The organism is Sphingobacterium sp. UBA7855, assembly GCA_002500745.1.
GTDB lineage: Bacteria > Bacteroidota > Bacteroidia > Sphingobacteriales > Sphingobacteriaceae > Sphingobacterium.
Genome location: DLST01000016.1, coordinates 218,860 through 239,206, shown reverse-complemented (window position 1 = coordinate 239,206; position 20,347 = coordinate 218,860). Strand labels below are relative to the sequence as shown.

The window sequence follows — 20,347 nt, the reverse complement described above, 5'->3', positions numbered from 1 at the left end:
CTAATGTTTTGTTACAGTAAAATTAATTTTATTTTTAAAAAACCAATTTGACCCCTTAGCTGCGCTAGATGAACGAAATATAAAGTCCAATTCGCAAAAAACTTAGACTATGCATATTCGACAAAAAAGATCGTTTACTATACCTGATAATGCCTCTTTTGTTGCATATTGATCAATCGCCACAACTGAAGACAGAAAAAGCATATCAAAACAGCAAAAGATAACTGGCCACCAATCGCACTATAATTTTTAAGATCCGGGGCAATGTCTGCAACTTGAATTTTGGCCATCAGATAATTATTGAACATCATGCCACAAACAGTCCCAAGAAGAAAAAATGTAATCGCATACTTTTTATTTGACAGGGCTTTCTCTTTATCTTTCTCAAGCGCAGCAATACCGTTCATGATACGTTGTTCAAAATCATCAAATGGCATTTCTATTTTACTCATTTGCATAACTTTCTTGAATTTTTCCTGTTCCTTATCCATAATACTCCGCTTTTTTAATTAACTGACTTAAAATGATCTGCATATTTTTACGGGCCCGGTGCAAGATCACTTTGGTATTCGCTAATGTCCAGCCCATAATCTCTTTAATTTCATCCATCGACTGTTCTTCGAGATAGAACAACCGTAATGCAACAGACTCTCGAGCGGGCAGAATAGTGAGTGCATCGTTGATCATTTCTTTTCTTTCGTGGTCGATTATTTCATCCAATACGGAATCTTCATGCGACATGTCATGGTGGGTTAGATCAAAATTGACCAAATCCAGTTTCTTATGACGAATGGCATTAAAAGCAACATGCACAACAATTCGGTAAAACCATGTACTAAATTTCGATTTCCCTTTAAAGGAAGACAGCGATTGATAACATTTTATAAATGTATCCTGAACGACATCTTCTGCCAAATGCTCTTCCTTTACAATAGAAAGAGCGACAGAAAATGCCATATCCTTATACGTTTTTATAAAATAACGATAGGATTCCACATCGCCTGATAGAACTTTTCGAATATAGATTTCATCCATTAGCGAGTTAAATATCGCGTTTTTTATCCAATCGGTTAGCAATTATCATTGCAACACCCGCAGAAATAATCAAAATTGCGACGGCAAGTGAATCTGGCAAATCAGTATTCATGTAGTTGTCCAAAATTCCCACAATGAATAATCCTATCCCTATACCAAGTACCAAAATCCCGGGCTTTTGCCAATCTAGTGGCTCTCTTTTCTTATTTTCACCTGGAATATGTACAGCCACGCTCCGATACCGCATAATAAAATAAACACACAACGTGATACATGTAAATAGTCCGATTCCTAAAATGGCCCCTACTGTTTGCTTTTCCATAATTATTTGAATTAGTTTTTACATTAGTCGCAACCATCCCCGAAAAGGTTACAACAAATTGAGTTAAATGTGTTGATTTGTGTAAATTTGTTTCAAACACAAACAATATGCAAAACATTAAAGAATATGTAGAAGCAAACAAACAACGATTTTTGGATGAGTTGTTTGATTTATTGCGTTTACCATCAGTAAGTGCCGATCCTAAATTCAAAGGAGATGTCCAAAAAACTGCTGAATTTGTTGCTGAGAAATTGCGTGAAGCCGGAGCCGACAATGTAGAAGTTTGTCCTACCGCTGGTAATCCAATCGTTTATGGAGAAAAAATTATCGATCCGGCACTTCCCACAGTGTTGACATATGGTCATTACGACGTACAACCCGCTGATCCATACGAGTTGTGGGATACCCCTCCTTTCGAACCGACGGTCCGTGATGGTAAAATTTATGCACGTGGATCTGCCGATGATAAAGGTCAGTTTTACATGCATGTAAAAGCCTTTGAATACATGATTAAAAATGATGCTTTAGCATGTAACATCAAATTTATGATTGAGGGTGAAGAGGAAGTAGGCTCAGTCAATTTGGGTACATTTGTTAAAGAAAATACAGAGAGACTGAAAGCAGATGTTATCGTTATATCTGACACCTCGATGATCAGCATGGCTCAACCATCGTTAGAAACTGGCTTACGCGGCCTTTCTTATGTTGAAGTTGAAGTTACGGGGCCTAATAGAGATTTACACTCGGGCGTATATGGTGGAGCAGTAGCTAATCCGGCCACGATATTAGCGAAACTGATTGCATCATTACATGACGAAAACAATCATATCGCTATCCCTGGATTTTATGATGATGTTGTCGAATTGACGGCTGAAGAACGTAAAGCTTTAAATGAAGCACCTTTTGACATTGAAGAATACAAAACTGACCTGGGTATCCAAAATATCTGGGGAGAAAAAGGTTTCACAACATTAGAACGCACCGGTATTCGACCAACCTTAGAAGTAAATGGTATTTGGGGTGGTTATATCGGTGAAGGCGCCAAAACAGTACTTCCATCAAAAGCGAATGCGAAAATCTCCATGCGCCTCGTGCCAAACCAAAACTCTCACCGTATTACGGAGCTTTTCAAAAAACATTTTGAAGCTATTGCACCAGATTATGTGAAAGTAGAAGTTAAACCTCATCATGGTGGTGAACCTGTCGTCACACCGACCGACAGTGTTGCTTACAAAGCGGCAGAAAAAGCCCTACATGACACCTTTGGTGTCAAACCTATCCCAACGCGTGGTGGTGGTTCAATACCAATTGTTGCTCTTTTTGAAGAAGTATTGGGTTTAAAAACAGTGCTTTTGGGCTTTGGCTTGGATAGCGACAACCTACACTCGCCAAATGAAAAATATGGTATTGAGAATTACCTCATGGGAATTTCAACAATTCCATTATTTCATAAATATTACGCAGAACTCAGTAAATAATTTAGTTTTTCATTCGATAAAGGGTTATTTTTAAATTTTAGAAATAACCCTTTATCGTTTTATGGATTTCGATTTTCGCTTAATTGTTTTTTATACTGCAGCGCAGCACCTTAATTTCACCAAAACTGCTTCGGCACTCTTCATCTCGCAACCGGCAGTAAGCAAAAATATCCAAGAACTGGAAAAGAGACTCGGAATACCGCTTTTCGAACGAAAGGAAATAATCTCAATCTCACTGATGCAGGTCAAATTTTATATAAATATGCCCAACAAATTATAACACTTTATAATCAGGCTGGCCAAGAAATACAGGAATTACAGGAAGGAAGAAAAGGGAATCTGGTTTTAGGAGCGAGCACAACCATATCCCAATATGTTTTACCTGCTCTACTTGCCGATTTTCTATCGCAATATCCCAACAATCGTATCCAATCTTTTCAATCCAACAGCCGCAGTATTGAGGAACAGCTTATCGATAGAACATTGGATTTAGGTATTACGGAAGGGTCTACCGACAACCGGGCCCTAAAATACATTCCTTTTATGAAGGATGAACTCGTCTTAGTCACAAATAGCCAAAACCCATTATTAGCTCAATTGAAAAATCTAACATTATCCGATATTACACGCTTACCTTTGGTACTACGCGAGCAGGGCTCGGGTACACGAACAATTATAGAGAATGCACTAAAAGATAACCGCATCAATCTATCCGAAGTACAGATAGAAATGATCTTGCCTTCAACAGAGAGTATCAAAGGCTATCTTGCCCGTCGCAATAGCTTTGCTTTTTTATCGATTCATACAGTTCAAAAAGAAGTGTTAAATAATTTATTGACCATTGTCGATATCCCGCAATTGACAATAGAACGTTATTTCTATTTTACCCATTTATATGGAGGACTTGCCGGTACGCCCAACCAGTTTCTGCAATTCTGTCTACGGCAAAACCTCAAGTTATAACCAAATGTTATGTCTCATAAAAAAACTTCGTTTTAATTACAGATTAGAGGCGCTTAGATTTGTAGAAATGAATTAGCGTAATGGATTATAAGAAACTTACAAATCACTTAAAGGCACTCAGCTGGATCATTGTAGCGTTGGTGATTACCTGTACAACTTTATGTGTATTTCCGTTAAAATATGAAGAACACCATAGGCAAACAGATGCTATTGAAATACACAACGATTCCCTTATTATGCACGTTTCACAGTTTAAGAAAATCGCTTTCAAAGATAATCCCGAAGGTAAAATGGCCAATTATGGTGAAAAGCTCATCAAAAATACATACGATTATTTCTATGATGGGGAGGTCAAAATTGGAAACAAGCTTGCCTGCAGCAGCTGCCATCTCAATGGGGGCACAAAGGCTTTTGCTGCCCCTTATGTCGGGCTCACCAATGTCTTCCCAACGTACATCGCAAGGGAAAATAAGGTTGAATCACTTGAAGAGCGCATCAACGGTTGCTTTGAGCGAAGCATGAACGGCCGAGCCATTCCTGAAAATAGCAAGGAAATGAGAGCCATTATCACCTATATCAAGAACATCAGCGTAAATACCGTTAATAAAGGTCGGTTAGCAGGCCAAGGATTTATAAAAATGGATATCCCCAATCGTGCTGCGGACTTGAAACATGGTCAATTGGTCTTTGAGAATAAATGTACAAGTTGTCATGGAAAGGATGGTCAGGGACTACCTCAAACAGCGGGAAAAGGGTATCAATATCCTCCCTTATGGGGTAATGACAGCTACAATGATGGTGCTGGAATGGCACGATTGCTTACCGCGGCTCGTTTTATCAAAGCCAATATGCCTTTAGGCGCAACTTATGATGCACCTCAGTTGAAAGACGACGAGGCCTATGATGTCGCAGCATATATCAATTCTTTCGATAGACCACAAAAAACAAACAAGCAATTGGACTATCCTAATCTAATTAAAAAACCAAAAGATAGCCCCTATCCACCTTATGCCGATAACGTTAGTATAGAACAACATAAACTCGGACCTTTTAATTTTTAAACATAAATACCCCATTAAATCAATAATAAATATGAAAAAACAATTTACAATCGCTTGCATTCTAGTAGTGATAATGACTATTCAAGCGAAAGCACAGGACAATAAATTGTTGCTCAATAACCATCATTACAGCGGTGCCGTTGCAAAGAAAAAAGCGTACAAAGCCATTTATCAGCTGGACAGCAATGATCCAAAAACAATCGAAAAAGCAATTCGCAATATTAACAATGTCTTGAAAGATCCACGGTTAAAAGGACGTTTACAAATTGAATTGGTTGCATTTTCCGGTGGTACCGAAGCTTACCTAAAAAAGAACAGCCAATATGAGAAACCTTTGAAAGACCTGGTCGAAAAAGGCGTTATCGTAGCGCAATGCCTCAATACGTTGGAAGAGAAACATATTGCCAAAGAAGAACTATTTGATTTTATAGGCTATGTGCCTAGCGGAAATGGTGAATTAATCTTAAGAGCAAATGAAGGGTGGATTATCGTTAAACCATAAAGTATAATGAGAAATTTTCTATTGCTTGGTCTAACAATAGCATTATTGAGGGCCCATGAAATTAAGGCACAAGAACATCGTTTTGATCCCCCCTGGAATAATCCACCAGAATCGGCTTTAAACTTTACGGTCCCCGGGATAGACAATATTCCAGATTTATATGGTGATATCGAGAATCCGCAGCTTACTGTCTTTTTCGCGGGCAATCAATTTATGGTTGTCGATGATCTACTTGCAGCATTCAAAAAAGAATACCCACAATACAAACGTATTTTTGTTGAAACCCTGCCGCCGGGCATTTTAGCTAAACAGATTAAAGGCGGATCAATCACGATAGGCAATCTACGCATTACGCATAAGCCTGATATTTACACAGCGAGCAAACGAGCGATAAACGAGATGGCAGATTACTTCAGCCACACACAGGTTTACTGCTACAACAATATCTGTTTGATGGTTCCAGCAGGAAATCCCGGCAATATCAGAACATTGAATGATCTGGGAAAGGAAAATATTCGTATCAGCATGCCTAATCCCCAATGGGAAGGAATAGGTGAGCAGATCAAAGCATCCTATAAAAAAGCCGGGGGCGAGCAACTTGTCAAGAAAATCATGGATGATAAGGTCAAAGATGGCAGCACCTATCTGACCAAGATCCACCATCGCGAAAGCCCCATGCGTGTATTGTATGGACAGGCCGATGCAGCTCCCGTTTGGGCTTCTGAAGTCGTTTACCAAAAATTAATTGGCCATCCTGTCGAAGGCATTCCCATTCCGGATGCTCAAAATACAACGACAACTTACGTCGCTGCAAAGCTTAAAAACGCACCCCATGCGCTGGCAGCAGATGACTTTTTAAAATTCATGCACTCACCAACGGCCAAGAATATTTACAAAAAATATGGTTTCACAGTAGACTAAAAAGAAAATGGGTAATTAATTATCCATTTTCTTTCTTTACTTTAGGTCAAAATTAGTTGACTTGTATGATCCTATTGTTCAAAAAAATCCATCGGTATTGGTACTTTATCAGCGTTCTACTTGTTTTTCTTCTGTTTTTCCCTTATATCTATTTTTTAGCGCGACGTCCCGAAAAAAACTATGCTCGGATCGCCCGTATGCGGCGTTGGGTATCGGTTGGTGGTTCGGCCCTAGCTGGTGTATTTTTTAAGGTGAGCTATGAATCAAAAATAGATTGGAACCGTTCCATGGTATTGTGTCCCAATCATACTTCGGTATTGGATATAACGGCCCTCACCTATTTGTGCCCCGCCCCTTTTTCATTTATCGGAAAAGCGTCATTGCTTAAAAATCCGGTTACACGTATTTTTTTCAAAACAATAGATATCCCGGTCACTAGAAAAAGTAAAGTATCGTCATTCAAAGCCTTCCAACGTGCCAATGAAATCGTCCGAAATGGCAGAAGTGTCGTTATCTTTCCAGAAGGAAAAATCGATGATGGTTTCCCCCCGCAGATTCACGCATTTAAATCTGGAGCCTTTCGTATCGCAATTCAAAATAACGTTCCCACGGTACCTATTATCATCGAGAATGCTTGGGATATCTTTTTCGATGATGGATCAAAAAGGGGATCTCGACCAGGAATTGTTAAAATAAAAGTGTTCAATCCGATAGAGACCAAAAATTTTAACGATGATAATGCGGCAGAATTGGAGAAAGTGGTCTATGAGAAAATGCATTCCTATTGGATTATGAAGAATAAATCGTATTTTCATAACCTAGAGAATCTCCAAAAAATATGTCAGGAAAGATCTTAATCGAAATCAAGGATATTGCCAGAGAATACCAGATTGGCGCTGAAACAATTCATGCCTTAAGCTCCGTAACGCTCAATATCCATAAAGGAGAATTTGTCGCCTTAATGGGGCCCTCGGGCTCAGGAAAATCCACGTTAATGAACATTCTAGGTTGCTTGGATACACCAAGCCGAGGAGAATACATCCTCAATGGGATTAATGTGAGTGACATGACTGACGATGAACTTGCAGAAGTAAGGAACAAAGAAATTGGTTTTGTCTTTCAAACTTTTAACCTATTACCAAAGAATACAGCACTTGAAAATGTTGCGCTTCCCCTAATTTACGCGGGCTATAATAAAAATAGACGTGAGGAAAAAGCCACTGCAGCGTTGGAAAGTGTTGGCTTAGGACACCGTATGGATCATAGACCTAACGAACTCTCGGGTGGACAACGACAACGTGTTGCTGTTGCAAGAGCATTGATCAACGATCCTTCCATTATACTTGCCGATGAGCCAACAGGAAACCTTGACACCAAAACGTCCATTGAGATCATGGGCCTACTGGAAGAAATCCACTCCAAAGGTAATACCATTATTCTAGTCACACACGAAGAAGATATCGCATTACATGCACATCGTATTGTACGTATGCGGGATGGCTTGATCGAAAATGATTATCCAAACCCCGACATCAAATCCGTGTCACCAAGACTGAATGCGTTAAACGAAAAGGGAAGTGATTTCGAGAATATTTAAAAATATTATAAAGCTATGAATCAACAACTTACACCAAACAAAAAAAAATAACACGCAATTTACTTGCTTAAGTTAAATTAAATCATAGTTTTGCGAAAATAGAGAACTTAAATTGTTTTTATATGTATTGGACATTAGAATTAGCTTCGCATCTAGAAGATGCACCATGGCCAGCAACAAAAGATGAATTAATCGATTACGCTATTCGTTCAGGTGCACCTGTTGAGGTAATTGAAAACTTACAATCTCTTGAGGATGATGGCGAGCCATATGAAAATATCGAAGAAATTTGGCCCGACTATCCAACAAAAGACGATTTCTTCTTCAATGAAGATGAATACTAAAAAATAAAAAACGCCTTTAAAATAAAGGCGTTTTTTATTTAGGGCTGCTCTTGCCGTTGGTAGACGATACAGTGTAGCTTGTATGCTGTTTCAAAAGGTTTTTATTTTATAGTTTAATCCATTTTAATAAAGACAAGTCTCATAGGTATGAAGATTAAATTAAAACTATTATTGTTTTTGTTTATAAGCTGTATAGTTATCCAAAGCTCATTTGCACAAGAACAACAAATTGGCAATGAAAATATTGTTGTTTTAAAAAGGTTTGTCCATCGATTACATGATCCTACTCTAGCTACCGATGTTATTTTAAGTCAAGACCTAATAACATCAGAAAAACAAGAGAACGATATGCAGGAGTACTTATTGGCGAGTATTGATGAAGTCAGGATAAATATACAAAGTAAGGATATTAATAAATTGGAATATCTGAGCTTTGATCAAGCGGGAAGGAAAGAAACAAGCGACATAGATCTCGAAGGTATTGATCCGCAGCAAGTTTACTTTGTCAAATATCTCAAACGTTTTGTATTTGCTGTAGTCATTCGTGATAAAAAGATTGCATCGCTCACATTAGTCTCCAAAGGCAATAACAAAGCTCATTTTGTTTTTTATTAATTTTCGTTGTGCGCCTATTTTACGAGAAGTCTATGTGTCCTTCGCTCAAATTTCGCCGTCAGGGCAATGTTAACACGCTCTTACTAAACTATACATTACAGTGTATTTGTGAGCAATATTAAGCTAATGATGCTTTCTTAAAAATTTTTCAATAAAAACACTTGCATTTTATAATTCTATCAACCATATTTGTATTAATAAAAATAACAATGAAAATAACTGTATCAAATAAAGCTTGGTGGTGGCACAACGAATAACGTTGTGGCAAACTCCTATTGCATTATTTGATTAATACATCAAGATATGATGGGCTTGCCTAAATAAGGTAAGCCTTTTTTTATTTAAATTACCATGAAAGAAATTTTAGCGCATTTATTTGAATACAAAACATTTTCTAGGCAAGAAGCCTACGAGATTCTAACCAACATTGCCATGGGCAAATACGACAGTCATCAAATTGCGGCATTTATGACTGCTTATGGTATGCGCAGTATTCGCGTTGAAGAGCTTGGCGGGTTTAGAGATGCGATGTATGATTTATGCCTCAAGCTGGATTTTAACGGTTATGATTTAATTGACCTTTGTGGTACAGGTGGTGATGGTAAAAACACCTTCAATATCTCAACAATAGCATCTTTTATCACAGCAGGAGCTGGTTACCATGTCGCAAAACACGGTAATATCGGGGTATCTTCGAGCTGTGGTTCATCCAATGTCATGGAATATCTAGGCTACCAATTCAGCAACGATAAGTCTGAACTTCAACGCCAGCTTGATGAAGCCAATATCTGTTTCCTACATGCGCCATTGTTTCACCCTGCTATGAAAACAGTTGCCCCGATACGTCGTGCATTGGGTATTAAGACTTTCTTTAACATGCTGGGACCATTGACAAATCCTTCCAATCCTAGATTTCAGTCCGTTGGTGTCTTTAGTTTAGAATTAGCAAGACTGTATGGTTACCTATACCAAAATACCAACAAACAATATTCCATTATCCATGCATTGGACGGTTATGACGAGATATCCATGACCGGTGATTTTAAGGTAATCAACAACCAAGGAGAGAATTACTATAGCATGGAAGAGCTTGGTTTTACCCCAGTCTCAGCACAGGAATTGACGGGTGGTGAAACGATAGCAGATGCCGCCCAAACATTTTTATCTATATTGAACAATCAGGGTACAGATGTGCAGAACAATGTTGTTTTGACCAACGCCGCATTTGCGATTAAGACCTTTAACCCCGAAAAATCTTTTGGCGACTGTTTTTATGAAGCCGAAAGCTCATTGATGGGAGGGAAAGCTTTGCGCAGTTTCCAAAAACTAATCAAAAAATAAAATGGCGGTCAAAGTAAAAGTTTGTGGCATGAAATATCACAATAATATAGCGGCTGTAGCTTCTCTGGAAGTGGACTATATGGGATTCATATTTTATGATCAATCCAAACGTTATGTTGGCGAAAACTCTTCCATATATATAAAAGAGCTTGAGAACCTAAACAAGGTTGGAGTTTTCGTCAATGCAAGTCTCTCAGAAATTCTTATTAAAAAAACTGAATTTAAATTAAATGCAATTCAGCTACATGGAGACGAATCTGTACAATTCTGCCGCGAATTAAAAGAAAAATCAAAAGCTACGATCATCAAAGCTTTCGGAGTTGATCAAGATTTTGATTGGATAGCTTTAGATTCTTACGCTAATACTGTAGATTACTTTTTATTTGATACGAAAAGCAGTTCTTACGGTGGTACAGGATTACAATTTGACTGGTCCCTCCTGGATCAATACAAACTGACTACCCCCTATTTTCTCAGCGGTGGTTTGGATCCCGAAAATATCAAAACAGCGCTAGAAAGAAATGATCCACGGCTATATGCCTTGGACTTAAATTCAAAATTTGAAGTAGAACCCGGCTTAAAAGATATTGAGCTATTAAGCCAAAGTATAAATACTATAAAAAAATGAGTATATATCAAGTCAATGAAAAAGGATATTATGGTCCCTTTGGAGGAGCTTATATCCCTGAGATGCTCTATCCAAATGTGAAAGAGCTACGTGAAGAATATCTCAAAATTATCGAAGAAGAGAGCTTTCAGGAGGAATTTAACCAACTGCTAAGCGATTATGTCGGACGTCCTTCTCCATTATATCATGCCAAGCGTCTATCCGAAAAATATGGAACTACGATTTACTTAAAACGGGAGGATCTGAACCATACCGGAGCGCATAAAATCAACAATACCATTGGCCAAATTCTATTAGCGGAACGCCTGGGTAAAAAGCGCATCATCGCGGAGACAGGCGCAGGACAGCATGGCGTTGCCACAGCTACCGTTTGTGCACTGAAAGGGATACAATGTGCAGTGTACATGGGAGAAGTTGATATTCAACGTCAAGCTCCAAATGTAGCACGCATGAAAATGATGGGTGCCGAAGTTATTCCTGCGACATCGGGCTCCAAAACGCTAAAGGATGCTACCAATGAAGCTTTGCGAGATTGGATCAACAACCCTGTCGACACCCATTATATCATTGGGTCGGTTGTGGGACCACACCCTTATCCCGATATGGTTGCTCGCTTTCAGTCTATTATTTCTAAAGAAACGAAAAAACAGCTCTTGACAAAAACAGGAAGAGAAAATCCAGATATCGTATTGGCTTGTGTTGGAGGAGGGTCCAATGCGGCAGGCATGTTCTATCATTACTTAGATGAAGAATCGGTTCAATTGTATGCCGTAGAGGCCGCGGGTCACGGTGTTGATTCAGGCGAATCCGCAGCTACAACAGCTTTAGGAAAAGAAGGAGTCTTGCATGGAAGTCGCTCCCTCCTCATGCAGACAGCAGATGGCCAGGTCATTGAGCCGTATTCCATATCCGCTGGACTCGACTATCCCGGAATCGGCCCGCAGCACGCCTGGTTATTCAAATCCGGTAGAGGTAGCTACGTCAGTGTGACTGATGACGAAGCCATGCGTGCTGGTCTTGAACTTACACGATTAGAAGGTATCATACCGGCTATTGAAAGTGCACACGCGCTCGCTTATTTAGAGAAAATTCCTTTTAAAGGTGATGAGACCGTCGTTATCTGTCTTTCTGGCCGCGGCGATAAGGATCTGGATAATTATATGAAATACTTTGATTTTTAAGTCATGAATACAATTGAAAAAAAAGAAGGTAAACCCCTTTTATCGATATATTTTACAGCTGGGTATCCAACATTGGACAGTACAATAAGTATTGCCAAGAAATTGGAAGAGGCCGGAGCGGACTTTCTGGAAATTGGTTTTCCCTATTCCGATCCGGTTGCGGACGGACCTGTCATTCAGCACAGTTCAGAAATTGCTTTGGCAAATGGTATGACGCTAGAAAAGTTGTTCGACCAATTGAATGACCTACGTGAACATATCAGCATCCCTGTATTTCTCATGGGATATTTTAATCCTGTATTACAATTCGGTGTCGAAAAGTTTTGTGAAGCATGTAAAAATGTAGGTGTAACCGGAGTGATTATACCGGATCTACCCATGGATGAATATGAAGACTTTTATAAAGAAACATTCGAGAAAAATGGAGTTGCCAATGTATTTATTGTAACACCACAGACATCGACGGAACGAATCAGAAAAATAGACAGCCTTTCAAAGAGCTTTATCTATTTGCTTTCTTCAAATGCCACAACCGGTAAAACACTCGATGTCGGAGACAATACAGCAGCTTATTTCAAGCGGGTATATGACCTTCATTTAAAAAACCCATTGATCGTCGGCTTCGGTATTTCTGATAAAACAACTTTTCAAAAGGCAACTAGAGATACTGCAGGAGCTATCATAGGTACTGCATTTGTTAAACGCTTAAAAGATCAGGATTATATCAACCAAATCCCCGCATTTATCTCGTCCATCAAAGCTTAATCCACAAGCTAAGAATTAGCAAAATGTTATTTTTTTAATAAGCGTTCGATCTAAAGTCTTTTTTCTTGGATCGAACGCTTATTTTTAGGACAGTTTTTGAAAATATATTTTTTTCAAAGCGAAAAACTTTGCTGCCTTGATGCATCAAGGAATAAACAGCCAGTCAATCAATACTGATAACTATGGATACTCGACGAGATTTTTTAAAGAAAGCAGCTATGCTTGCTGGAGGGGCCTCTCTCTCCCATGTTATTCCATCCGCTATTGCGAAGGCGATGGCCATAAATCCAGCCTTGGGCAGTACATTTTACGATGCCGAGCACGTAGTTTTATTAATGCAGGAAAACCGTTCTTTTGATCATGCCTTTGGGACACTGCGTGGTGTAAGAGGTTTTAATGATCCTCGAGCTATCCGGCAACCCAATCGGAATAAAGTCTGGTTTCAGACGCAAAAATCCGGAGAAACATTTGCTCCCTTTCGGTTGGATATCAAAGATTCAAAAGTTACCTGGATGGGTTGCCTGCCACACAATTGGACCGACCAAACCGACGCAAGGAATAATGGTAAAATGAACAGATGGCTGGATGTCAAACATTCCGGATTTAAAGAGTTTGCCAATCTGCCTTTGACTATGGGACATTATACCCGTGGAGATATTCCTTTTTACTATTCACTCGCAGACTCTTTCACCATTTGCGATCAGCACTTTTGTTCAAGTATCACCGGTACTAATCCCAATAGACTTTACTTCTGGACTGCTAATATCCGGGAAAATCTGACGGGAAAAGCCTTGGTTTGGAACGGTGACTCCGAGTTTAGTGGCAAGGCAACATGGACAACCTTTCCCGAACGCCTTTCGGAATTAGGTGTAGACTGGAAGATCTATCAAAATGAAATTTCTTCGAGCAGTGCCGGATATAGTGGTGAGGCAAACAGCTGGCTAGCCAATTTTGGCTGCAACCCAATGGAGTACTTTCCACAATATCAGGTCAAATATCATCCGCGCTATCGTCAGCTCCTGATATTAAAAAAAGAAGATCTCGAACGCAAAATCAGTGAAACAACAGCTGCCGAAGCACTTGAAAATTTAAAGAAAAATCTCAAACATACGCTAGAGGAACTACAGTTATATACCGCCAAAAACTTTGAAAAGCTCGATGAACGGACAAAAGATATTCATCGCCGTGCCTTTGTTAATAACAGCGCACAACCTGAGTATATGGAATTGGAAACAATGCATTATCAAGATGGGGAGCAACAGCGCGAGTTACAGATCCCTAAAGGGGATGTTCTGTATCAATTCCGAAAAGATGTCGAGGAAGGTAAACTTCCAACCGTATCATGGCTAGCTCCACCGCAGCTTTTTTCTGACCATCCTGATTCTCCTTGGTTTGGCGCATGGTATGTCAGCGAAATTATGGACATTCTTACCCAAAATCCTGAAGTTTGGAAAAAAACTATTTTTATACTTACGTATGATGAGAATGACGGGTATTTTGACCACTTTGCACCCTTTACCGCACCAAATCCTGATGATGCAGAAAGCGGAAAAGTATCCGAGGGAATAAACCCTGCGTTGGAATTTGTACGCCGCGATGAGCAATATTATCCTGAAAGCGGCAGAGCAAGCAATATCGGTCTTGGCTATCGGGTACCGATGATCATAGCTTCTCCATGGACCAGAGGCGGCTGGGTTAATTCGCAAGTGTTTGACCATACCTCCAGTTTACAATTCCTCGAGAAGTTTATTAACCACAAAATCAATAAAAATATAAAAGAAACTAACATCAGCAGTTGGCGGCGTACCGTATGTGGAGATTTAACTTCGGCATTTAGGCCTTACCATGGCGAAACCATTAACAAACCGATTGTGCTAGAACGGGAACCTTTTATCCAAGAGATTCACCAAGCCAAGTTCAAAGGCCTTCCCATGGGCTTCAAAGCGCTCAGCGCAATGGAGATCAAACATATAGAGGAAGACCCCGGCAGTTCGCCCTATTTCCCGAAACAAGAAAAAGGACTCCGAGATTCGTGTATCCTTCCTTATGAACTTTATGTGCATGGCGAATACCAACCCGAAGGGAATTACTTGGTCACGTTTGAGGCTTCAAATAAAATCTTTGGCGAGCATTCCGCGGGCTCACCTTTTACAGTCTACCATGCTGCTAGCTACAAAGGAGAAGTTGGAACCTCAAGAAATTATGCTATTTCTCCAGGAGACAGTATAACGGACCTTTGGTCACTTAATGACTTCGAAAAAGAAATATATCATTTCGAAATTTACGGTCCAAATGGATTCTATCGCGAATTTAAAGGCGATGTGAATAATCCACATGTGGTGATACGATGCTCGTATGAAAAGTGTAAAAACGAATCAGCATTTAGTGGCCGTTTATCTTTCTCCTGTACAAATCATGGAAAAACAGCTCAGCAACTTATATTCGAAGATGTCAGCTATGGTCAGAAAAAAAAGAACGTGGAACTTAAAGCTGGACAAACTATCATCATACATTTTGATTTGGCTAATCAACACTTTTGGTATGACTTCCAACTCACTTGCGCCGGCTTTCCAAACTTTGTGGAACACTATGCCGGTCGTGTCGAGATTGGAAATGCAGGCAAAAGCGATCCCTTATTCGATCGATAAATAAAGAGAAGGGCTGTTCAAAATGACTGGATAGCCCACGTTTACTTGACTTTGCTGCTGACACCCACAATATATTCCAAGGACCTTACTAAACAGCTTTACAGAACGATTGATCTCGAATACAACATACAAGAATACGGCTACCTTCAGCAGAGCTAAAGCACATTCAAGTCATAAAACTACACGAAAAGAAGATCCAATCATTTATTCCTGTATACGACGAGCGAGATGGTAGAATCCCTTGTATAAGAGTACTGCCCCAACAATCAAAAAGATAGCTAATAAGTATGAGCCGACCGAATTGATAAATAATACATACATAACTCTGGTAATTTTTGGTTTTTCATTTGTTTCTACAAGTTATAACATTTATCCAAAATTTTACAAAAAAAAATTACATATTTTCTCTATTTTTGCTTCAATGAAGAAAATTGCACTATTTATCGGCTTATTTTTCTATTTGCTCGCAGCAAGTGGTGCCTCACTGCATCTTCATTTTTGCCAAGGGGAAACAAAAAGTGTATCGTTATCGGAAAGCCATAATATGGCCTGCCCTCTTTGTGCCAAGTCTGCAAAAAAAAAGCAGAACCACTGTCATGAAACAGGAAGCTGTAAAGATGTTAAGATCGAAGCACAAAAGGTCGATCACTTCAGCCGAGTAACACAAAATCTTGATTTTAACACTTTTTCTCCCGCAATAGTTACGCTTCATTGGATACTTAATTATTATCATTTCTCTGGGGAGGAAGACGATTTTTCTAAACTAAAGTATACCGATTTTGCGAGCGACAATAGACAGACCCCACCTGTTTTTATTCTCAATCAAAATTTTAGAATTTAATATCACCTCTTTTCACCGAACACAGTTCATTTTCTTGAATTGACCGAAGTCCAATATAGTTTTTATATTTCGTGAGAACGGCAGACTGTCATTCCCAACATTGATCTTTCCGTAGCTTGTCACGGAACAAAAACAGTGGATTTTAAATCATCAGCAAAAATAGTAGAACTGAAAAAATAAATCCGTACCCCTTGAATGTGGTTGCGCGGTATCATGAAGGTAAAAATTAAATGCTAGTTGAAGCAAATACTCGTAATAAAGCAATGAATCAATTTTTCAAAAAAATATATACAATAACCATCCTATTTTTCGTTTTTCTGACATTTGTACAAGCACAGACCGACAGTACGACAACGCTTACCGTAGCTGGGAATTGTGCCATGTGTAAAAAACGCATTGAAACCGCAGCGAAAATGCATGGTGTAGAAATGGCCGTTTGGAATGCAAGCGATAACTTATTGCAGATCAAATATAATCCTCAGAAAGTCCAACTGGAATCTATCAAGAAAAATATTGCTCAGGTTGGCCATGATGTAGACAACTTAGTTGCTACTGATGAATCCTATGCTAAGCTCCATGAATGTTGTATGTATCCGCGATTGGAAAATGGGAAAATACCCGAAAAAAAAATGGTGACGACCGACAATCACGATCATCCACATACAGTAACCGGGGTTGTGGTTGAAGAAAACCAAAAGGGGGATCTTAAACCCATTGTTGGCGCCAATTTACACTGGACAAACCTTCCGACCAAAAATACAAGGACAAACGAAAATGGTGTTTTCAAATTAGACCATAAAGAAGGATTCGACCAATTGGTGGTAAGCTACGTTGGAATGAAACCTGACACCATCACCATCAAAGATCTGCATGAAGTCATTATGATTACAGCAAAGGGTAATGTGTTGATGGAAGTTGAGGTCAAAGGAACACGTCGTTCAAACTATATTGACCGTATGACACCTGCACGGTTAGAAGTGCTCACGGGAAAAGAGCTCTTTAAAGCAGCTTGCTGTGATTTAAGTGAAAGCTTTGAAACTAACGCTTCTGTCGATGTCGTCAATGCTGATGCTGTAACGGGTAGTAAACAGATTCAAATGCTCGGCCTGAGTGGTATTTACACCCAATTAACTGTCGAAAACTTACCCGGCCCGCGTGGACTGGCTTCTCCATTAGGCTTAAATTCTATTGCAGGAACGTGGATTGAATCAATTCAAATAGCGAAAGGCATAGGTTCCGTAGCTAACGGTTTCGAAAACATGGCCGGACAGATCAACGTTGAACTGAAGAAACCTCAAAATTCGGAAAGATTGTTTTTTAATGCCTATGCGAACAACATGGGCCGCACAGATGTAAACTTAAATCTTTCCCAAAAAATTGGTCAACATTGGTCGACGGCAGTTTTATTGCACGACAATTTTATGTACAATAAGTCTATGAACTTTAGTCACAACGGGTTTAGAGATATACCTGTAGGCAATTTATTCTCCGGTGTCAACCGCTGGTTTTATGAAAATGGAAAAGGGCTGATGGTACAATTTGGGGTTAAATATCTCAATGACGACCGTACTGGTGGGCAGATTGACTTCAACGAAAAAACTGATAAGGGAACCACAAATCGCTATGGTTTAGGATTTGATATTGAACGCGTAGAAGGTTTTGCTAAAATTGGTTACGTGTTCCCCGAAAATAAGCACCGTAGCATAGGTCTCCAACTCGCAGGATCAAACTATAATCAGAAAAGCTATTTTGGGCTTAATAACTACGATTCGGAACAACAAAATGGCTATGCCAACCTCTTATTTCAAGATATTATCGGAACTGTTGCACATAAATATCGTGTTGGAGCATCCATTAATTATGACAACTACACCGAATGGTATTTAAAAGATAAAAACTTCAAACGCAAAGAGGTTGTTTCGGGTGCATTTGCAGAATATACCTATAGTCCATCAGAAAAATTTGATGCTATAATTGGTCTCCGCCAAGACTACAACTCCCTGTATGGATGGTTTACAACACCACGCATCCATTTACGTTATGCACCGATTTCGGGAACAACAATCCGGGCTAGCTCAGGAAAAGGTCAACGTACAGCAAATATATTTGCAGAGAATACGGCCGTCTTGGCAAGTAGTAGAAAATTGATTATTCAATCGCCTAATATATACGATAAAGCTTATGGCCTACAACCTGAAGTCTCTTGGAATAGCGGAATAGCGATAGACCAAAGTTTACAAATATTTGGTCGCGAGGCTTCGGCATCCGTTGAATTTTTCCACAACAACTTCTCTAATCAGGTCGTGGTCGATTACGAAAATCCCCGAGAGATCAATTTTTATAATTTGAATGGAAAATCTTTCTCCAATAGTTTGCAAACAGAATTTCGCTTGATGCCAGCTGCTCATTTTGAAACGAGGTTTGCCTATCGCCTACTTGATGTGCAGACTGATTTTGAAAGTGGCAGAAAGACCAAACCCCTATTGGCTAAACACCGCGGCTTTGTCAACCTAGCCTATAACCACCATGCTGGCTGGAGTGTAGATTATACATTAAATGTAGTTGGACAAAAACGCATTCCATCAACAGCAGAGAACCCCGTTGAATATCAAATACCTACAGCATCAAAGGCTTACGCAACAATGAATGCACAGATTAGCAAAACGTTTGGGAAAGAGAAAAACCTCACCGTTTATGTGGGCGGAGAAAATCTGTCCAATTATTTTCAACGTATGCCAATCCTCGCAGCAGATCAACCCTTTGGAAACTATTTTGATACGTCGATGCTTTGGGGTCCATTAACAGGACGCATGTTCTACACCGGTGTTCGTTATTTCATCAAATAACAACTAAGCTAAAAAAATCAAATCTTAATAAAAAAGCGGCAAAAGCCGCTTTTTTATATTAACTTTTTCAATTCTTGATAGAGCTTTGCCGTAGGTAATCCGACTACATTATTATATTCTCCCTCTATTTTTTCTATGGCAATTAATCCAATCCATTCCTGTATTCCATAAGAACCAGCTTTATCTAAAGGTTCAAATTTAGTAACATAATATTCGATTTCATCCAGATTTAATCCATAAAAATAGACTGTCGTCTTTTCTACAAAAGTGCTAATCTTGCCTTTCCACAAGATCGCTACTGCAGTCAATACCAAATGCTTCTTACCAGACAAATTTGTCAAGGTTGCTATAGCTTCCTGCTTATCTTTCGGTTTACCCAAAATTTCGCCCTTATCAGAAACGACAACCGTATCGGCACAGATAATCAAACAATCTACCCTATTCCTAAATGCTTCGGCTTTACAGATTGCTATTTGACGAACAGCCTCTATAGCTGAAAGATTTGGATCAACAAATTCTACTGTCTCCCTTACCTCAACTTCGAATGTCAGGCCAAGCCCTGCCAATAACTGCTTTCTCCGTGGGGATTGAGAACCTAATATCACTGTAGTATTTTTTATATTTTCCAACATTCTTATATGCTTTTTATCGTTTCATCCTCATACCAATTACCCTGCACTTTCATTACTTTTTCGATCATTTCACGCACAACTCCCTTACCCCCACAAAAGCCAGACACATAATGTGAAATTCCCTTAATTTCTTCTACTCCATCCGCTGGCGAAACAGCCACGCCAACTGCTTTCATGCAGCTGAAATCAGGAATATCGTCCCCGATGTACATCAACTGGTTTAATTCCAACTTGTAAGTATAAGCAAGTTCGCTCATTTTTGAAAGCTTATCACTTACTTTTGAATGTACTTCAGTGATACCCAACCCTTTCATACGCTTCTCAACACCAATTGATCCACCGCCGGTAATTATAAAAATCGGATAACCTCTTTTGATTGCCAACTGCATCGCGTATCCATCCTTAATATTAAAGGTACGCAATTGATGTCCGTCTTCATTTACCTGCACGGTTCCGTCAGTCAACACACCGTCCACATCCAATACAAAAGCCTTTATCGATTTAAATTCGGTCAATATCATAAAAATATATTTTTGTAAATGTAAAGCATTTCTAATAAATAATTCGAGTAATGACGGCAATCCAATGAACAAGGCTGTCAAATAATTATCCAAATTAGTCGAAATA

The 20,347-nt window shown here is 39.2% G+C and carries 22 protein-coding genes; 17 read left to right on the top strand and 5 right to left on the bottom strand.

Annotation, left to right across the window (positions count from 1 at the left end; translation table 11 throughout):
- Positions 1–137: 137 nt before the first annotated feature.
- Genes B2107_RS14785 through B2107_RS14775 form a run of 3 tightly spaced genes read right to left on the bottom strand, consistent with a single transcriptional unit; the run spans position 138 to position 1,357 of the window.
- The gene (locus tag B2107_RS14785; RefSeq protein WP_293956445.1) at positions 138–491 is read right to left on the bottom strand and encodes a hypothetical protein; all 354 of its coding nucleotides are present in this window, start codon (positions 489–491) and stop codon (positions 138–140) included.
- On the bottom strand, positions 484–1,035 hold the full coding sequence (locus tag B2107_RS14780; protein ID WP_293956444.1) for an RNA polymerase sigma factor: 552 nt from the start codon (positions 1,033–1,035) through the stop codon (positions 484–486). Before B2107_RS14780 ends, B2107_RS14785 begins: the two co-directional genes overlap by 8 nt.
- 7 nt (positions 1,036–1,042) lie before the next feature.
- Positions 1,043–1,357 (bottom strand): hypothetical protein, encoded by a 315-nt coding sequence (locus B2107_RS14775; RefSeq protein ID WP_293956443.1) that lies wholly within the window; start codon positions 1,355–1,357, stop codon positions 1,043–1,045.
- Positions 1,358–1,464: 107 nt separating this feature from the next.
- On the opposite strand from B2107_RS14775, the gene B2107_RS14770 reads away from it, so the two are divergent.
- The 17 genes from B2107_RS14770 (at position 1,465) to B2107_RS14690 (ending at position 19,088) form a co-directional block, all read left to right on the top strand.
- Positions 1,465–2,835 carry a dipeptidase gene (locus B2107_RS14770; RefSeq protein WP_293956442.1) on the top strand — a complete coding sequence of 457 codons (1,371 nt, stop codon included), beginning with the start codon at positions 1,465–1,467 and terminating at the stop codon, positions 2,833–2,835.
- A 61-nt stretch (positions 2,836–2,896) separates the two neighbouring features.
- Entirely contained in the window at positions 2,897–3,115 is a 219-nt protein-coding gene (locus B2107_RS14765; RefSeq protein ID WP_293956441.1) for a LysR family transcriptional regulator, read from the top strand.
- The gene (locus B2107_RS14760; RefSeq protein ID WP_312378485.1) at positions 3,085–3,798 is read left to right on the top strand and encodes a LysR substrate-binding domain-containing protein; all 714 of its coding nucleotides are present in this window, start codon (positions 3,085–3,087) and stop codon (positions 3,796–3,798) included. Before B2107_RS14765 ends, B2107_RS14760 begins: the two co-directional genes overlap by 31 nt.
- 80 nt (positions 3,799–3,878) lie before the next feature.
- Complete coding sequence (locus tag B2107_RS14755) at positions 3,879–4,859, top strand: c-type cytochrome (protein ID WP_293956440.1); 981 nt, start codon at positions 3,879–3,881, stop codon at positions 4,857–4,859.
- Positions 4,860–4,890: 31 nt separating this feature from the next.
- Positions 4,891–5,361, top strand: coding sequence for a DsrE family protein (locus B2107_RS14750; protein ID WP_293956438.1), 471 nt, complete (start codon positions 4,891–4,893; stop codon positions 5,359–5,361).
- A 6-nt stretch (positions 5,362–5,367) separates the two neighbouring features.
- Positions 5,368–6,282: a substrate-binding domain-containing protein gene (locus B2107_RS14745; protein WP_293956436.1), complete on the top strand. Its 915-nt coding sequence runs from the start codon at positions 5,368–5,370 to the stop codon at positions 6,280–6,282.
- Positions 6,283–6,347: 65 nt separating this feature from the next.
- The gene (locus B2107_RS14740; RefSeq protein WP_293956434.1) at positions 6,348–7,139 is read left to right on the top strand and encodes a lysophospholipid acyltransferase family protein; all 792 of its coding nucleotides are present in this window, start codon (positions 6,348–6,350) and stop codon (positions 7,137–7,139) included.
- Complete coding sequence (locus tag B2107_RS14735; RefSeq protein ID WP_293956432.1) at positions 7,121–7,879, top strand: ABC transporter ATP-binding protein; 759 nt, start codon at positions 7,121–7,123, stop codon at positions 7,877–7,879. The genes B2107_RS14740 and B2107_RS14735 overlap by 19 nt, the downstream gene beginning before the upstream one ends.
- 122 nt (positions 7,880–8,001) lie before the next feature.
- On the top strand, positions 8,002–8,223 hold the full coding sequence (locus tag B2107_RS14730; protein WP_028072584.1) for a DUF2795 domain-containing protein: 222 nt from the start codon (positions 8,002–8,004) through the stop codon (positions 8,221–8,223).
- Positions 8,224–8,370: 147 nt separating this feature from the next.
- Entirely contained in the window at positions 8,371–8,838 is a 468-nt protein-coding gene (locus B2107_RS14725; RefSeq protein ID WP_293956431.1) for a hypothetical protein, read from the top strand.
- Between the two features lie 351 nt (positions 8,839–9,189).
- Positions 9,190–10,179 carry an anthranilate phosphoribosyltransferase gene (gene trpD / locus B2107_RS14720; RefSeq protein WP_293956429.1) on the top strand — a complete coding sequence of 330 codons (990 nt, stop codon included), beginning with the start codon at positions 9,190–9,192 and terminating at the stop codon, positions 10,177–10,179.
- 28 nt (positions 10,180–10,207) lie between these two features.
- The gene (locus B2107_RS14715; protein ID WP_414711849.1) at positions 10,208–10,807 is read left to right on the top strand and encodes a phosphoribosylanthranilate isomerase; all 600 of its coding nucleotides are present in this window, start codon (positions 10,208–10,210) and stop codon (positions 10,805–10,807) included.
- Positions 10,804–11,988 carry a tryptophan synthase subunit beta gene (trpB, locus tag B2107_RS14710; protein ID WP_293956426.1) on the top strand — a complete coding sequence of 395 codons (1,185 nt, stop codon included), beginning with the start codon at positions 10,804–10,806 and terminating at the stop codon, positions 11,986–11,988. Before B2107_RS14715 ends, trpB begins: the two co-directional genes overlap by 4 nt.
- A gap of 3 nt (positions 11,989–11,991) precedes the next feature.
- Positions 11,992–12,753 (top strand): tryptophan synthase subunit alpha, encoded by a 762-nt coding sequence (trpA, locus tag B2107_RS14705; protein ID WP_293956425.1) that lies wholly within the window; start codon positions 11,992–11,994, stop codon positions 12,751–12,753.
- A 182-nt stretch (positions 12,754–12,935) separates the two neighbouring features.
- Positions 12,936–15,401 (top strand): phosphocholine-specific phospholipase C, encoded by a 2,466-nt coding sequence (locus tag B2107_RS14700; protein WP_293956424.1) that lies wholly within the window; start codon positions 12,936–12,938, stop codon positions 15,399–15,401.
- Positions 15,402–15,822: 421 nt separating this feature from the next.
- A complete protein-coding gene (locus B2107_RS14695) occupies positions 15,823–16,242 on the top strand; it encodes an HYC_CC_PP family protein (RefSeq protein WP_205399713.1) in 420 nt (139 codons plus the stop codon).
- 263 nt (positions 16,243–16,505) lie between these two features.
- Positions 16,506–19,088, top strand: coding sequence for a TonB-dependent receptor domain-containing protein (locus tag B2107_RS14690; protein WP_293956423.1), 2,583 nt, complete (start codon positions 16,506–16,508; stop codon positions 19,086–19,088).
- Positions 19,089–19,141: 53 nt separating this feature from the next.
- On the opposite strand, the gene B2107_RS14685 is transcribed toward B2107_RS14690, so the two are convergent.
- Together B2107_RS14685 and B2107_RS14680 are read right to left on the bottom strand one after the other, a co-directional pair.
- Positions 19,142–19,720 carry a Maf family protein gene (locus B2107_RS14685; RefSeq protein WP_293956422.1) on the bottom strand — a complete coding sequence of 193 codons (579 nt, stop codon included), beginning with the start codon at positions 19,718–19,720 and terminating at the stop codon, positions 19,142–19,144.
- Positions 19,721–19,722: 2 nt separating this feature from the next.
- A complete protein-coding gene (locus tag B2107_RS14680) occupies positions 19,723–20,241 on the bottom strand; it encodes a KdsC family phosphatase (RefSeq protein ID WP_293956421.1) in 519 nt (172 codons plus the stop codon).
- Between the last annotated feature and the right edge of the window lie 106 nt (positions 20,242–20,347).